Below are 15,614 nucleotides of genomic sequence, written 5' to 3'. Positions count from 1 at the left end.
ATGCTTACTTACCCATATCATATTATCTTAGGCTCTCAGTCTCCCCGACGTCGCGAGCTACTGAGCGGACTTAACTTTCCCTTTGAAGTGCGTCCCTTACCCGACATTGACGAAAGCTACCCTACTATCCTTTCTCCTCAAGAAGTTTCTCTTTATATAGCTAAAAAGAAGGCCGATGCTTACCGAGCTTCACTAATAGAGAGCGACTTACTCATTACTGCTGATACAACCGTTATCGTTGGAGGTGAAGTACTTGGCAAACCTCATAGTCGGACTAACGCAGAGGAGATGCTTCGTAAACTTTCCGCCCGTACGCACACCGTAGTTACCGGAGTAGCACTTACCCTTTACCATCAGGAAACAAAGTGTTTTTCTGCTGAAAGCAAAGTAACTTTTGCAGATATAAGTAGTGAAGAGATCGCTTATTATTTAGATCATTATGCTCCCTACGACAAAGCCGGATCCTATGGAATACAGGAGTGGATAGGCTATATAGCCATCAAACGTATTGAAGGTTCTTTCTATAATGTAATGGGATTACCGGTCCATCCCCTCTACAGAGCACTTATGGAATTGGCAGGTCAAAAATAATTAGTACCTTTGTAGCCTGTAAGTAATAGTAGACCCAGAAATAATATAGTCATGAAAAGAACATTCCAACCTCACAATAGGAAAAGGAAAAACAAACACGGATTCCGCACTCGTATGGCCACAGCCAACGGACGTCGCGTTCTCGCATCACGTCGTGCTAAAGGAAGAGCTAAGCTCTCTGTATCCGACGAATATTGATTTCCTATCTATCGCACCATGTACTGTGACTAGTGCGTATAGTCAGTAGGATATGTCTGTGCGGTATAATTCATTTCGGCCTGTTCCTTCATCATAGAGGAACAGGTTTTTTCTATTTAGTGGGCTTTTAACTAAGAAATAGTCTTGAAAGCGATCATACTCTCGTCCATTGGTACACCGCGCAATACCTCTTCCGAGGCAGTAGCTGACTACATACGTAACTACCTTGGGGATAAACATGTAATCTCTGCTCCACAACCAATTAGACGACGTATCATAGAGAAGCGTATTTTACCCGGTCACCTTCCTCATTCAGTAGCTCGCTATACCGCATTATCAGATTTGTATGGAGGGGAATTACCCTTACGCATCTATGGAGAGCGGTTGCGCCTACGCTTACAGCAATTAGTAGGTGACACCCACAGCATCTACAACTTCTCTTTACATGAAGGAAAGGACACACTTACCCCCTTTATACAGAAAATTCAAGCAGATGGCCCTTTCAGTGAAATAACCATCTTTTCACTATACCCACACCATACGTTCAGCAGCTCTATTTCAACGATAGAGCCTCTTAAAGCCTCGCTTAAATTCTTTTTCCCGGAAACCACTCTTCATATCGTACATTCCTACTGGAGCGACAAGCGATACATTAGTGCCATTGTAAAGCGCATTCAAGAGAGATTAGCAGAAGCGCAATACGACCATATTGCCATAAGTTTCCACAGTATTCCGTTAGTACATCAGTGGTGTGGATGCTGGTACGGCTTCAATTACTTTCAACAATGTAAAAAAACAGCGCAACTCATCGCCCAAGCTTTGCCGGACGGCCATCCCTCCACTGGACTCTACTTTCAATCCGCTATAGGCAAAAAGTGGCTCAAACCCAATTTAGAGCAAGCTTTGCCGGAATGGCTAAGATTGAATTACAAAAGGGTGCTGGTGGCTTGCCCGGGCTTTCTCATGGACTGTTTGGAAAATGTATATGATATTGGTGTAGTGCTCCAAAAGCAGTTCATAGAGGTAGGGGGAGAGTGCTGCTCCTTGGCTGAATCGTTAAACGATTCGACCGATTTAGCCGAACTAATAGCTCAGTTGGTGCAGGAAGCTGAAAGCACCAAAAAGAGATGCCCAAGCAATAGAGTCCCTACAGATCAAAAAAAGATCATTATCTCTAATCAAAGGTATTAGATATTTTTTTGGAGGAGTAAGGGAATTAATTATGGTGAGATTTTCTTCCTAACATAATGAAACGCGCTAAAAGAAGACGAGTGGATGGGCAAAGATAGATGTAGTAAAGAGGGCTTTTGCATATAAGAATAATTGATTACCTTTGCACCTGCGTTAGGTGATAGGCAGCGTTTGTACACACAAGGAAGTGGCAGACGGCTTCACTTAGCGACGGGATGTAGCACAGTTGGTAGCGCGCCACGTTCGGGACGTGGAGGTCGGAAGTTCGAGTCTTCTCATCCCGACTACTAAAAGAGAGTGACCGGTTGAATAAATTCTTTTGATCCTTCGGATTGAAAGAATTTTTGTTTTAAAGACTATCTTTCTAATGGAATTGACAAGATAGCACATAATCAGTTTGTCGGGGCTTTTTGTTAATATTGTAGGAATAGGATTTGATGGGAAGGCAAATTACTTCTCGTATTATGATAATGCAGATTGCCGCATGGGCATTAACATTCAAGATAGTCGGTTTTATAAAGGGCGTGTAGAAAACAAGTGTAGGGTGAGGAAATGTGCGCTTATATAGGGTAGCTGAAATAAAAAGGAATAAAGGCAAATGAAAGAGAAAGTGATCTGTTTTTTAGTGCTTGCGCTTGTTTCGAGCTCAACACTAATGTTTGGTCAAGATAGTATACTTGACTATTGGGATAAGAAAGAAGTATTTCCTGATTCTGTAATTTGTCCTGCTCCTCCGGTATCGCCAATTCCTGAAAATGTTGTTTTGGATTACTTATGCAATACTAGAAATGATTGCTTTATTAATCCGAACAGTAGATATAGGTTACATTATTATCCTGTTTGCAAAGTCGAAGCGAGAAACTATTGGCTATTAATGTATGAAATAACAGATGGTTACTCAATAGATCGCTATATAGCTTCTTACATCGAATCCGAGGATAAAATAGCCTACAGGCTCCATGTATACAGTTCAGTTGGGTGTGACTTGCCTACAATCTTTTACAAGCTAAGAGATGATAGAATTGAAATCTTTCGTAAGATCCCTAAGATAGAAGATTACCCGGGACAAGATACTATACAAGAAATTTATAGATTGGATCGTTCTCTGAGCTTGATCTCAAGTAATTTTCCGGAAGATGACTTTATTCCGATTCTGACCGAAGATATAATACCTGACTTTCAATTGAGTAGAGCGACAAATGAAAAGTCAATCATATATAAAATCGAAGGCTTAAGCAGTGAGGGTGCAGAAGCTAAAGTCAATTATGTAAATGGGAAAATATCAAAAAGCATTACTACTGTTTATGGAGAGACAGCACAGGCAACAATAATATATGAGTATGAAGCTCAAAAGATAAAGGTGCTGGAGACTAAATACTCTTATAAACGTATGATTGAGGATGTGGAGTCGGATAATGACATGTCGTTGGATTACAGAATAAGTTACTTCATTGATTATGATGGGAAAGTTGTAGGAGCAGAGGCGCCGGAGCATATTGACATTTTTCGAGAATTTCAACGAGTAGTTCCTTTTGAATTATAAGCAAAAGGATGGGCAGAATTGATAGGGATGACAGGCTGACGTGTGCTGAAAAAATTTGACGGTTAGTAGCGAAAATCGTTTAGTAGGATAATTTTGCCCGTAAGTCTAATCACTTAAAGGCACAATACGATTTCCAAACTGTGAAACTCGGGGAACTGTGCGGAACTTATGGGTAGAGAGTGTGCGCTTATATAGGGTAGCTGAAATAAAAAGGAATAAAGGCAAATGAAAGAGAAAGAGAAAGTGATGTGTTCTTTGACAATCAACCATCTATTTAAATGAAATTAGTTCCGGCTATATTCTTTATTTGTCTTATTCTGACGGCATCATGCCGTCAGAATAAGACATTTCACAGTATTGATTCATTCCAAGACTCTCGCGTTTGGACACTTGCAAAACTTGTTCAATCCGAAGATACTGTGAAAATGAGGGAGTTTGTAAATTCAAATCCGACGGTTGATATAGATGAAGTGGATGCTAAGTATCATAAAAATTTACTTATTTGGTCCATCTTTAATGGGCATTATAAATCCGCTGAAGCTTTGTTACGCTTAGGTGCGAATCCTAATTTTACTGCTTTTGATGGGACAAGCCCTCTAATTTATGCCTCCAAGTATCTAACCTCAAATTATAAAACTGATATAAGATATATTACTGCACTTCTACAATTTGGAGCAGATCCCAATAAAATAACTACGGATTCTGTTATGGGATTGGAAAGAAATGCTCTAAATGCAGCAGTGGTAACATCAATTGAATATGTAAAATATCTAATTGAAAAAGGTAATGCAGACCCATTTATGACTGTGAACCATACATCACCTATTGAACAGGCAGTAATTCAAAATAAGTTAGAGACAGTTGACTATTTAATATCATCGTCAAATGTATCATTACATATCCCGTCAGGAACATATGGTGGTGGAAAGACAGTATACGACATCTTAAACGACAAAGAATATCCTTCCGGCAGTCATCTATATTTATTACAGCAAAAAATCCTCACCTCATTATAAACAATGAACAAACTGTTGTGCTCTTTTTTAATAATGCTGCTTCCTATCGGCATTGCTTTTGCTCAGTCAAGCTTGATAAACTCACTTGAGTTAGTTGATCTTCATAACATACAGCGGGCTGAAGCCATAGCTCAATTAGTCTTGGGTGATAGTGTTCGACATGCAACATATTTTGTTTTTATAATGAACCATGAATTGTTGCTTGTACACAAAAAAGATAGCGACTATCGTAGATACAGACTTTCTCAATCGTTTGATAAAGTGGATAAAAAAGCAACTTTTAATATAGTAAGCAGTCAGCGGTTGGAAGATGACGATATTTTGAAAAGGGTATTCTCTGAGAATCCATGTACCCGAAGGTTTACATACTCCAACACTGATTCGTTAGTATATAAACACGACTTGAGAATTAGTTATATGTATTTTGTCCTCTGTAAAGAGGGAGAGAAAGTCTGCGAGTTCAATTTGCCTATAACTGTCACTCCAGGATTCAAAGGTCCTGAATATCCGTTACAGAAGGGCATTCTCGACTACTTGATTGAAATCTTGTTTTATCGATTTAAGACTTGATATAAGTAATCTCTCTAGGGTGTATTACGTCTCCTTAGAACGACAAATAATTCTCTTTCTTGTACGGGAAAGAGTATACAAGCCCTTTGACGAATCACCTAACGGAGGAGAGACGTTCGTATGAAGAGCGCAATCATTTCTTACTTGAATCTACGATATTATTTCTCCGTAACGTGATTATTAGATTTGTGATACCTTTGGCAATATGACAAGTAAGCAGACGGAAAATCTGAAGACAGAAGGTAAGTCAATCACCTACAGCTATGACCCACAGCGTCGCCGACTACAGAACCTCGTGGTCAATGCTAAGGTAGGCACCATTATGGACAATGCCTACAGCTATGATGCCGTGTGTAACGTTCTTTCTGTTATCAGCAAGGCGGCATTTCCAGTAAAGGACATATCTACCGTTATAGATGGCATCAGACAGACCATTTCAAAAACAGCTGGTAGTAAGACTCAAAAAGTAATCCTAAATAACAGCCAATAATGAAAAGAAGAAGCATCGTTTGTTTGATAAATATCGGCTTAGGTCTCTTTGTGGCGTATATGTTTCTACTTTATATAAGAGAAAGAAATATCACTGCTAATGAATACAATATAGCTTGTAATATAGTTAATATAGATATGAGACATAGCTCAAGGCAACACTCTACAGTGGAGGTTATTTATCGAAATAAGAAGTATACTACTAATATAGCCAACGGAAAAAGATTGCAAATTGGATATAATACTACTACCTTCTATTATGACGAGTTGCTTGACAGAGTGTTTTGTCGTAATTCAGGTATTGAAAGAGGGTTATATATAGCTATCTTACTGTTTGTTGCGTCTTTTCTATTTTGGTCAAATTCAAAGATCACTGTTAATGAAGAAAGTAATAAGTTTTGGTAATGCTCCAAATCGGAGGGGATAAAATAAAAAGAACGGTAATATGTGACACACAAAAGTCGATACATGACAATGTAGGAATGGGTAATCAGGAGGAAATAAAATGAAAAGTCGTTATATAGGCATGGTGGTTGTCTTATTGATGCCATTGTTGTGCTTTAGTTGCAGTCCTCAATTATATTTACAAAAGAGGACTAATAGATTGGTCGATAAACTTCTTATGGAAAACGATTCAATCTATGTCTATTCGATTGCATTTCATAATTACAACTTGATCTGGTTCCATAACGGGAATTCAATACAAGCCTATCGGATTAAGCCCTATCATACGCAAAAATATAAATCAATACCGGCTGAAAATGTTATTCTCTACGCTGATAGTGTAGATTATTTCGATAGATCTCTTGATAAAGATGTTGCCTGTTTTAGGCATATGCTTGATGGGGAAAGTATAGAATTATACCTCAAAGACGGAGTAATATTGCATAGCAGTGTTGATACACAATGCTTATTCAATAAAAAGTTTATAAGGGGGAGCTTTCCCTATCAGCTTCAATATGACCTTTTTAAACTGGGTCGAGCTCCCAATGGGTATAACTTCGAGGAAGTGTACTCAAAATAGAGAATTAGTGATCCTCTCTCTGCTTATATCATACATATGGTGGGGTAAGATGAAACTATAGAGGTAAATGGATTTGTAATTCGTAATGAGAATGGCAGCGCAAAATAAAGTTTCAAATAGGTTTCCTTCAATCCTCTCTTTTGTAGTGGCTTTCCTCTTCATGCTCCTGTTGTTTAACTTTTGGATTGGCACAAAAGAAGATTGGTTGATTGCGATAAGAGAGCCATCCTTTGTAATTAAGAGAATTGTAACGACATTTTTACTCGGGTTGATTGTGTGCTTTTTATTGGAGTTTATGATATTGCGTTTATTATCCTTTTGTGGGTTTAGAAATTTCGGAGCTCTTGGTGCTGTAACCAAGGTTATAGTTGTACTCATAGAAGCATTGGTAGTAAGCTTGCTTTCATTGTAATTACAGGCTAACAAGGAAAATTATCGTACCTTTGCACTAGTATTCACTCTATCAAGTACATTCATTCATCAATCACACAAAGCCCTTCCCTTATGACGAATAGATTTTTTCTTTGCTTTCTGACATCGTTATGCCTATGTCTGTTAGCGTTCAATACTTACGCGCAAGACGTTATCACATTTGCAAACAGCCCCAGCCCAGCTACTCTAACCCAAGAGGAGAATGCCACACAAAGGGATCTACAAGTGCTTGGCAAACTTCTAAAGGAGAGTCACCCTAAAATGCTTGAGGAGGGCTTTGCGATTAGTCTAGATAGTGAACTAGCTAAGTTTTATCAGCTAGCCAAGCACGTCGATACTCCTTCCGATTCGTACCTCCTTCTTCAGCAATTTACGAGTTTGATGGGTGACGGTCACACTACGCTGACTCTTGACACCGCTCTGTTTAAGACTTACTACCCAATTAGGCTAGGGATCAAAGAGTACCCTACCGTGCGTCTCATGGCAGCACCTAAGACCCTTCAGAGCTATGTAGGAAAGGAGATTAAGTCTATCTGTGACATTCCCATTCTAGATGTTGTCGATACGCTCAGACACTATATGAGTGCGGACAATATGCAGTACTCGCTCTCTCAAGTAAGTGCTTTGGGCTCATTCTGTATCTATTGGAGATCTCTAGGCTTGGATACTTTGAAAGTAACATTTGCTGATATGGACTCCATCTTTATCTCGCCCATATCTGTGAGTGATAGAGTGGAATTGTATAGCAGTCCGAAAGCGATGCATTACAACACACTTACTGCTCCACGCAAAGCTCTGTACTGGTATGACGTGATGGCAGCTCCAGGAGTTGCTTACCTCCAGATGAACGCTATGAAAGACTATCAGACCGAGTATAGTCGCATTACTACGTCCAAGCCAAGTGGATATACACTAACCCCTCAAGAGGAAGCATACCTATCCTCTCTACCTCGTTTTTCGGACTTTATTGATCAGATGTTTCAAAAGATGGACTCGCTTCATACGCACACACTGATCATAGATCTCCGCTACAATTCAGGAGGAAATAGCATGCTTGGCGATATGCTACTTCAGTATTTACCTTCGCAAAGAGAGGACGAATCACACTATACATATCAGCTACGAGTGTCTGAGTTGTGGAGGAGGAACTACCCCTCCGTGTCCGAGAGGATTCCGAAAGCGTACTCTGGGAAGATGATCGATGGAAAGACTTTTAGTGACTTGATCCTTACAGATGGTCAAAGTCAAATATCACGCGATCAGAGCCACACACCTCGACGAACTTTTAAGGGAGACGTCTACATATTCGTTGGAGAGAAGACCTTCAGTAGCGCTGGGATGCTTGCAACTATAGCACAGGATGCAGGGGCAGCCCTTGTCCTTGAAGATGCTAGCTCACCTTGTGCCTTCGCCCCTTGCCATTATGGAGATGTGATCGGATTCACGCTACCCAATAGCGGCTTTAAGGGTTATACTAGCAGTAAGTCTTTTGTGCCTCCAGATCAGACAAGATGTGGAGAGAAGAGACTTGTTCCCGACAAATCTATTCCTTACACTAAGGATACGGCCCAGCTTGAGGCGGATCCGCTGTGGGAGTATGTCATTAATACGACATCAGAGAAAAAATAGTAGAGCTGACAGTTCGCCCCGACACTTCGTTACCCATCTCTAAGCTCTAATTCGATGGCCACGTGGATGTTTTTTTTGTTTTTACGTAGAGAATTGAGATTTTCCACGTGGGAATTGAAGCAAATCTGCGGGGAGTGCAGCTCTTGTGATTACATAATACACCCAAAATCTTTGCCTCAGAGACATCCTGGAGTTGGATAGCCTCCTATGTAAGTGCGAAAATGAAGAAGATATTTTTGATAGTGCTTTCTTGTATAGTAGCATTCGCTTATTACTTCTATCCTAGAACAGTTTCTTTTGAATTTGTTGAAGAAATACCGCTCCCAACTGATGCTTTCGATAGAAGGGAGTATATTGGATTTGACTATGTGGAAAGTGTGGATCGGTTATACTTCTATTTGGTTGAGTTCTACGAAAGAATTCCGAATGATGATCCAAAGCTAAAGGGCTATGACCGGGACTTTGTCCGGCAGCTTTCCGAAGGTTTTGACTTTGAGAAATACGACTACCTGATAACATATCAGAAGACACTTAATAAGCTGCAATACTCCCCATATCTAACAAAAGAAAAAGACGACATATACTTTGATAAGCGAACTCCTTTAATCCCAACTTGGAACAAAAGAGGAACAGACAAAGTGTACGTATACAGAATCAAGAAAAACGACCATTTCAGAGCTCCTGGTCCTTAAGTAGAAAAGCACTATGAACTCAATCACACACTCTAACGTTCTGAGGTTTTGTGGCATTATGGACAATGCCTACAGCTATGATGCCGTGAGCAACGGACTTTCTGTTGTCAGCAAGGCGGCATTTCCAGTAAAGGGCATATCTACCATCCTGGATGGGAGTATCTATGGCTCCAGACAGACCATTTCAAAAACAACTGGATCAGCAAATAATACTAAAATCATGAGATTACCACTATGCAAACATATTTGTCAAAAGTTCAAGTAAGCAAGAATTTTATCGCCCTACTACTTGTATGTCTCCTACAATTCATATTTTATTCAACCTGCTTTGGACAACAAGCTGGCTCTTATATGAATTCTTTGGATAAGAATCTCCATTCTAGCATCCAAGCTATATCTGAACTTCCATGGCTTAAGGAGCTGTTTCAAAAGGAAGAGATTATAATTTTCAGCTCTATGAAGATGAAAAAGCCTAAAGATCATTTCGGTATAGTATTGTTTCAAAATGGTCAATACGTATTAATAGGTTTAGAAAAAAACGAGGAGGATTTTTTTGTTTCCAATGTAACCTCTATGTATTCACCTTGCCCTGATAAAGGATACAACATATTTAACGAGATAAGAAGACTCAATGCTTCAAGCTTTTTTGGAGAAGAATATTCTAAACACGAATACATATCTTATCTGTACATTGCTTATTACCTGCATGGTGAGCTATTAGGTCACTGGGGAATGCCTTTTCTTTACATAGGATCAAACATAAAAGTCAAATATCCGATAAGCGGGAATGCTATTTTTTCATTATGGATGTTTGATGATAAGCTATTTGAAAAGTCTCAGTAAATGATGTTGGCCTCAATTCGATAAAGAAAGTATAGAACGCATATATCGTTTGCTCATGTTGGTCTATCCTGATAAGGAAAAGGTAACCTACGACCAAGCCCCCTAATTCCTCTTTGCTTTCACATAGGGATGGATAAAGTGCTATATGCGTTGGTATAGGCTTCGTTTGACGCAGATGCTGCTTTTGAGACACAGTTTCCTTCCCTTAATTTGAGTTCTTTTGCAGATAGATATTTGCCACCTCTTTGATACGACCTTTCCTGGCTTTCAACTCCCATACTTCCTCAATTAAACCATTCCCATGTTGTTTTCTCTAACTATGACGGAATACAATAAGGAAATGTACGATAACCACATAACTAACCCTTGACTAGTCCCTTAGCATATGATGGCCGGAAAGTCTTTTACGCTCTATACGATCTTTAGCAGCCTACTTCTTCTCTTTTTCATAAATACAACTACGCTATTCGCACAAAACTCTGCACAAATTAGTACAACCGTTACGGACCAGGATGGAGAGCCCTTAATAGGTGCTAATGTGCGTATCCTTAATAGTAAAGGTAGTATTGTTACAGGGGGGACGACGAACGCGGAAGGAGTCTTTCATCTTCAAGCTAATACGCACGGGAAACATAAGTTGCTCATTACTTATGTAGGGTACAAGAATTACGAAATGGATATCACGCTGCCCCTCAAGAGTCCTTTAGCTACTATCACATTGCAGGAAGATGCCGCTGTAATAGGTTCTGTAGTTGTTCAGGGTAAAGCCACTGATATGATTGTAAAGGGAGATACGTTGGTCTATAATGCTTCGGCTTTCCGGACGGGTGCAGGGAGTACATTGGAAGATTTGATAAAAAGGCTACCCGGTGCAGAAGTGGATGCAAACGGGAAAATTACCATCAATGGAAAGCAAGTAGAGAAGATTACTGTGGATGGTAAGGAGTTCTTTGCCGGAGACCCGCAGATAGCGACCCGTAATTTGCCGGCTGAAGCAATTGATCGCCTTGAGTTACTTGACAAAGAAAGCGACCAGTCGCGCATGACAGGATTTAGTGATGGAGAAGAGGAAACGGTGCTTAATCTGTCGTTACGCCACACACACCAACAGGGTGTATTTGGCTCCTCTTTTGGGGGCTATGGACTGGATGCTCCTACAGAATCAAAGGGTGAGACGGGACATCGCTATGAGGTGGGAGCTAATTTGAGTCGCCTCTCAGGTAAAGATCGCCAAACTTTAATCATTGGCTCCAATAATACCAATAATAGAGGAATGAGCGAGTTCACTCCGGAAGTAATGGGGCGAAGACGAAGAAATCAATTTGGAAGTAGAGGCATTACAACCTCTTTCATGCTTGCCGGTGACGTAGCTATAGATCGTCCCCTATTCCTATTAGAGAGTAATGGTAGATATGGATTTAACCATAGTCAAGTGCGAAGCCGGTCTAATAGCGAAGTTATTGGCGGTGAAAAAGAATCCTTTTTCACTACCTCGGAGGAAAATGTGACTTCCAATGAGCATACCGCAGGTTTTGAAGGACGAATTACCTACAAGTTTTCTGAACAAACGGAGATGGTAGCACGTCCGCAGATTATGTGGAGTCAAGGCAAGAATACAGGATTCTCAAGTACGCTTTCTTCGATGAATAAGGACCTCCTAAGCTCTGCTTCTACTAACTATACGAATGACTACACTAATCTTCGTGGTGGAGGGAAAATAGATCTTACGCATCGCTTTGGCTCAAAGGGACGAAATATTACCTTACAGATGCGTGCTTACTATGATGGTAGTGATGAAGAAAGTGAAACAGAGAGTTTACTCTCCGGGGTAACAGCCTCTCAAAAAGCATTGAATAACTATCATCAAGAAGATGCGGTAAAGCAATTCAATTCCTCCTTGGCGCTCTCTTGGGTAGAGCCTTTGGGTAGAAACTTTTTCTTGCAAGCAAGAGCTCAATGGCGCTACACCGGTCGTAATAGCAGGCGTAACCTATTTTCGCCTGATGCCAATGGAGACTTTACGATAAAAGAAGAGGCATACAGCAGTTTGCTTGATAGCTACCTTAATACTTATCAAGGCGATCTAAACCTTCAGAAAAAGGGTGACAAATACAATCTTACTGTAGGGGTTAGCTTCGTACCGCATACAATGAACATCGTATATGCAAGTGGCTCTAATGAAAATCATAGAGCCTCCTACTTTAATGTAGCGCCTTCTCTGCGCTTTAATTTTAATCCTACGAAGCAAACCTCCATTCGCCTCAACTATTATGGTCGGGCATCTATGCCTAATGCGGCACAAATGTATCCCACAGCTGACCCTACAGATCTCCTTCGTATTACTAAGGGTAATATTGATCTTAAGCCCTCATTCACCCATATGATGTGGGGAGTGGTACGCCTTTATGAACCGAAGAGTCGCTTCGCATTCAATCTATTTATTAGAGGTAGATACGAGCTAAATGGGGTGGCTTCAAATGTTATATTTGATCGCACTACAGGACAACGAATGATTTACTACCAAAACGTTAATGGTAACGCATCTTTCGGGGTACACTCATCCTTCTCTCTGCCTGTGATCAACAACTTTTTTACGCTCTCCGGTGGCTTATATACGAACTATAACCACAACATCGGATTTACCGACGATATGCGTAATGTCTCTAATGCGGTCACAGCTACACCCAATTTAGCTTTTGGATTTTTAAAGGGACCCATCTATATGAAGTTAAGGGGTGGAGTAGAAGGAAATTTTGTTCGCAACAGCATAAATAAGATAAGTAATCGTTCGATATGGAACTACTCTTCGGGCTTTGAAGCAAGCTATGATTTCTTAGAGGGCTTAAAAATAGAAACAGATCTCCGTTGGTCAACCAATAAACTATATAGTGGGGAGATGGGAAAGCAAGAGTGGATATGGAACGCAGCTCTCTCTTATTCCTTCCTCAAAGGAAAGAAAGCAACTATACGGCTCAAAGCGTATGACTTGCTTGCTAATGCGACCGGTATAAGTCGCAATGCCACAGCCTACGAAATTACGGACACGTACACCAATGTATTAGGTCGCTATGTGATGCTACATTTTATATACCGATTTAATAGCTTTGGAGGTAAGACGCCTTCAAACCCCAGTGTCATGCCTCATAGGCACTTCTGATAAAATATTCAAAGGGGAAAACGCTCTTCTTTTTGCTTTCCTGAAAGGCTGAATAAACATCACTCACTACCTATAGGAGGAAATTTGTCTTAAAAGATTTTGTAAAACAAATAAGTTTGTTAACTTAGCTGTTGAAAAGAAACCCGATGGTTATTGACTTAAAATGTTAAGAAAGAAGAGCTTTTTGCTGCTAACGCTTTTAGCAGCGATGTCCTTTGTGGGATGTCATAAGGAAGAAACCCCGAGATGTGGAGGGGAAAATCCCATCACCTTTTATAGTAATATTCCCGGTAGTTATATGTCGGCTCCGGAAAGCCGTGTACAGGGCAACCTATGGCAGGCTGAGGATGCTATAGGGGTCTATATGATGCAGACAGGCAAAACAGCTCCCTTAGGAAAAGCAAATGCCCGCTATACTACAAAAGATAGGGATGCCTCAGAGGCTTCCTTCACTCCGGCTACTGAGGCTGATGCACTTCGTTTCCCCTACACGGGCAATGTGGATTTTGTGGCATACTACCCCTATATGTCTCTTTCAGAGGGCAATACTTCACTATCTTTGGATGTAAGTAATCAGTCTCAGCCAAAGGATATTGATTTGCTTTATGCGACAGCTGCCAATGTAGAGAAGAGTAATGCCGTGGCACTGACTTTTCGTCATATACTTCCTCAGCTGGTATTTCAATTCAAAGATGAAAATGAGCAACCAATCCCTTCATCTTCCATTAGTGATCTGACGCTTCTCGATGTAGCACAGAAGGCGACGTTTGATTTGATGAATGCCACCCTAACGCCAACCGGTACTCCGTCGGATTTAAAGGCAAATGCAAGTGATCTGACTTTCCTGATGCTGCCCGGTCTTGTGAAGCCTTTAGTCGCTATATTTGAATATAAAGGCAAGCAGTACCGGTGGGAGATTAGCCAAGAAGGAAAAACTTTTGAGAAAGGAAAGAAATATACTTTCTCTGTGATGGTACTGAAAGATAAAATTGTCTATTCTGAATCGGTGAATGCAACTATCGAGGATCGTGGAGTAGGGGATCATATAACCGGCGACCCACTCGAGCCACTTGACGGTACGAATACCCAACAGCAAGCCATATCGATTACTGAAGAGGGTGGAGGTACCCCTTTGAAGAATGGGGCTGAAGTAACACTTCCTGCAGGAGCAGCAAGTAGCAAGAGTTTTAATATTACTACCAATGGAGGAGTACCTTGGAGTGCTTCGGTCAATGCAGAAGCAGCCAGTTGGCTTCATCTTACAACAACTGCTTCTACGCTTCAGTTAAAAGCCGATGCCAACGACCAAACAACATCTCGTACAGCGCAACTTACGATCAAGCTTAACGCAACCACGTCAATGCGAGCAGATGCCTCTTTAGTGCTTCGCATAGTGCAAGAAGGAAAGGCAGCACAGCCTATTGAGCTGAAGATAACGCCCACTGCTTTAGACGCTTTCCCTGCAAATGGCGGAATACAACAGGTAACTATCAACGTTACCCCGCTGGGAACGGAGTGGACCTATACAGTTGAGGGAGAAGGCTTTGCCGCAAAGAAAGGTACTGACCCTGCACAACTTCAAGTAGAGGCTTCGGCCAATACAACTAATGCAGCTAAGGAGGGTTCATTGATAGTAACAGCCGGTTCAGCCTCTAAAACTATTTCGCTGAGCCAAGCAGCTGCAAAAAAAATAACTACTTATGGAACAAATATTATTATCACGGGCTATTGCTGCGGAACTACTAAAAGTGAGCGATATATTGAGTTATATAACCCCACAGATCATACAATTGCACTTGAGGAATACAGAATTTTTGTCTACACTAAAACAGGTACTAGCAAAAAGACAATAAGTTTGTCGGGTTGTGGTCTTTCCTTGGCACCACAAGAATATGTACTCCTCCATTCAGGTGGAGATCTCGCAGCAAAATACCCGGGCAAAAAGTTTATGCCGCAGGACTTCCAATTCGATGGTCTTGGTGCAGTGTCTCTCGCCTATAGTGGTGATGGGGATATTGATATGTTAGGTGTGTCTAGGCCCAGCAGCACGGAAATAAACTCGAAGAATCTTTTCAGTAAGGTGTTGGTTCGTAAAAAGGGGTATTTGAATCCTAGTAAAACTTTTGTTCTTGACCAATGGATCAAGCAAGCGGCCTCTACCAATAAAACTTTAGAAGGATTCTATATGCCGGAAAGACAGTAGATAACAGTGTTTTTACTGATTATAGTTTAGTATGTG

Annotated in this window: 13 protein-coding genes, 1 tRNA gene and 1 pseudogene; all 15 read left to right on the top strand. The window is 40.7% G+C overall.

What is annotated here, in order from left to right; all coding sequences use genetic code 11:
• The 15 genes and pseudogenes from ACLWMH_RS05255 (at position 1) to ACLWMH_RS05185 (ending at position 15,578) form a co-directional block, all read left to right on the top strand.
• Complete coding sequence (locus ACLWMH_RS05255; RefSeq protein ID WP_411915704.1) at positions 1-591, top strand: Maf-like protein; 591 nt, start codon at positions 1-3, stop codon at positions 589-591.
• A gap of 51 nt (positions 592-642) precedes the next feature.
• A complete protein-coding gene (gene rpmH, locus ACLWMH_RS05250) occupies positions 643-789 on the top strand; it encodes a 50S ribosomal protein L34 (protein ID WP_411915703.1) in 147 nt (48 codons plus the stop codon).
• A 144-nt stretch (positions 790-933) separates the two neighbouring features.
• Entirely contained in the window at positions 934-1,980 is a 1,047-nt protein-coding gene (gene hemH, locus ACLWMH_RS05245) for a ferrochelatase (RefSeq protein ID WP_411915702.1), read from the top strand.
• A 211-nt stretch (positions 1,981-2,191) separates the two neighbouring features.
• A tRNA-Pro gene (locus tag ACLWMH_RS05240) sits at positions 2,192-2,264 on the top strand.
• Between the two features lie 314 nt (positions 2,265-2,578).
• Positions 2,579-3,523: a hypothetical protein gene (locus ACLWMH_RS05235; protein ID WP_411915701.1), complete on the top strand. Its 945-nt coding sequence runs from the start codon at positions 2,579-2,581 to the stop codon at positions 3,521-3,523.
• 278 nt (positions 3,524-3,801) lie between these two features.
• Positions 3,802-4,539 (top strand): ankyrin repeat domain-containing protein, encoded by a 738-nt coding sequence (locus ACLWMH_RS05230; protein WP_411915700.1) that lies wholly within the window; start codon positions 3,802-3,804, stop codon positions 4,537-4,539.
• Positions 4,540-4,542: 3 nt separating this feature from the next.
• Entirely contained in the window at positions 4,543-5,109 is a 567-nt protein-coding gene (locus ACLWMH_RS05225; RefSeq protein ID WP_411915699.1) for a hypothetical protein, read from the top strand.
• A 184-nt stretch (positions 5,110-5,293) separates the two neighbouring features.
• A pseudogene (locus ACLWMH_RS05220) lies at positions 5,294-5,500 on the top strand (hypothetical protein); the annotation flags it as partial.
• A gap of 98 nt (positions 5,501-5,598) precedes the next feature.
• Positions 5,599-6,003 carry a hypothetical protein gene (locus tag ACLWMH_RS05215; protein WP_411915698.1) on the top strand — a complete coding sequence of 135 codons (405 nt, stop codon included), beginning with the start codon at positions 5,599-5,601 and terminating at the stop codon, positions 6,001-6,003.
• Positions 6,004-6,713: 710 nt separating this feature from the next.
• On the top strand, positions 6,714-7,034 hold the full coding sequence (locus tag ACLWMH_RS05210) for a hypothetical protein (protein WP_411915697.1): 321 nt from the start codon (positions 6,714-6,716) through the stop codon (positions 7,032-7,034).
• A 92-nt stretch (positions 7,035-7,126) separates the two neighbouring features.
• Entirely contained in the window at positions 7,127-8,683 is a 1,557-nt protein-coding gene (locus tag ACLWMH_RS05205; RefSeq protein WP_411915696.1) for a S41 family peptidase, read from the top strand.
• Positions 8,684-8,904: 221 nt separating this feature from the next.
• Positions 8,905-9,375 (top strand): hypothetical protein, encoded by a 471-nt coding sequence (locus ACLWMH_RS05200; RefSeq protein WP_411915695.1) that lies wholly within the window; start codon positions 8,905-8,907, stop codon positions 9,373-9,375.
• A 351-nt stretch (positions 9,376-9,726) separates the two neighbouring features.
• Positions 9,727-10,218 (top strand): hypothetical protein, encoded by a 492-nt coding sequence (locus ACLWMH_RS05195; protein ID WP_411915694.1) that lies wholly within the window; start codon positions 9,727-9,729, stop codon positions 10,216-10,218.
• 385 nt (positions 10,219-10,603) lie between these two features.
• Positions 10,604-13,375 carry a TonB-dependent receptor gene (locus ACLWMH_RS05190; RefSeq protein WP_411915693.1) on the top strand — a complete coding sequence of 924 codons (2,772 nt, stop codon included), beginning with the start codon at positions 10,604-10,606 and terminating at the stop codon, positions 13,373-13,375.
• Positions 13,376-13,538: 163 nt separating this feature from the next.
• On the top strand, positions 13,539-15,578 hold the full coding sequence (locus tag ACLWMH_RS05185; protein WP_411915692.1) for a fimbrillin family protein: 2,040 nt from the start codon (positions 13,539-13,541) through the stop codon (positions 15,576-15,578).
• Positions 15,579-15,614 lie beyond the last annotated feature (36 nt).

Origin of the sequence: Porphyromonas miyakawae (assembly GCF_045865415.1) — a bacterium.
GTDB classification, from domain to species: Bacteria; Bacteroidota; Bacteroidia; order Bacteroidales; family Porphyromonadaceae; genus Porphyromonas; species Porphyromonas miyakawae.
Note: the sequence above shows the minus strand (reverse complement) of the source record. Positions and strands in the feature narration are given on the sequence as shown.

What these genes read in the sequence shown, in the direction of transcription:
- ACLWMH_RS05255 (WP_411915704.1), top strand. Translation starts at nt 1, where the DNA reads ATGCTTACTTACCCATATCATATTATCTTAGGCTCTCAGTCTCCCCGA.
- rpmH (WP_411915703.1), top strand. Translation starts at nt 643, where the DNA reads ATGAAAAGAACATTCCAACCTCACAATAGGAAAAGGAAAAACAAACAC.
- ACLWMH_RS05235 (WP_411915701.1), top strand. Translation starts at nt 2,579, where the DNA reads ATGAAAGAGAAAGTGATCTGTTTTTTAGTGCTTGCGCTTGTTTCGAGC.
- ACLWMH_RS05230 (WP_411915700.1), top strand. Translation starts at nt 3,802, where the DNA reads ATGAAATTAGTTCCGGCTATATTCTTTATTTGTCTTATTCTGACGGCA.
- ACLWMH_RS05225 (WP_411915699.1), top strand. Translation starts at nt 4,543, where the DNA reads ATGAACAAACTGTTGTGCTCTTTTTTAATAATGCTGCTTCCTATCGGC.
- ACLWMH_RS05215 (WP_411915698.1), top strand. Translation starts at nt 5,599, where the DNA reads ATGAAAAGAAGAAGCATCGTTTGTTTGATAAATATCGGCTTAGGTCTC.
- ACLWMH_RS05210 (WP_411915697.1), top strand. Translation starts at nt 6,714, where the DNA reads ATGGCAGCGCAAAATAAAGTTTCAAATAGGTTTCCTTCAATCCTCTCT.
- ACLWMH_RS05205 (WP_411915696.1), top strand. Translation starts at nt 7,127, where the DNA reads ATGACGAATAGATTTTTTCTTTGCTTTCTGACATCGTTATGCCTATGT.
- ACLWMH_RS05200 (WP_411915695.1), top strand. Translation starts at nt 8,905, where the DNA reads ATGAAGAAGATATTTTTGATAGTGCTTTCTTGTATAGTAGCATTCGCT.
- ACLWMH_RS05195 (WP_411915694.1), top strand. Translation starts at nt 9,727, where the DNA reads ATGAATTCTTTGGATAAGAATCTCCATTCTAGCATCCAAGCTATATCT.
- ACLWMH_RS05190 (WP_411915693.1), top strand. Translation starts at nt 10,604, where the DNA reads ATGATGGCCGGAAAGTCTTTTACGCTCTATACGATCTTTAGCAGCCTA.
- ACLWMH_RS05185 (WP_411915692.1), top strand. Translation starts at nt 13,539, where the DNA reads ATGTTAAGAAAGAAGAGCTTTTTGCTGCTAACGCTTTTAGCAGCGATG.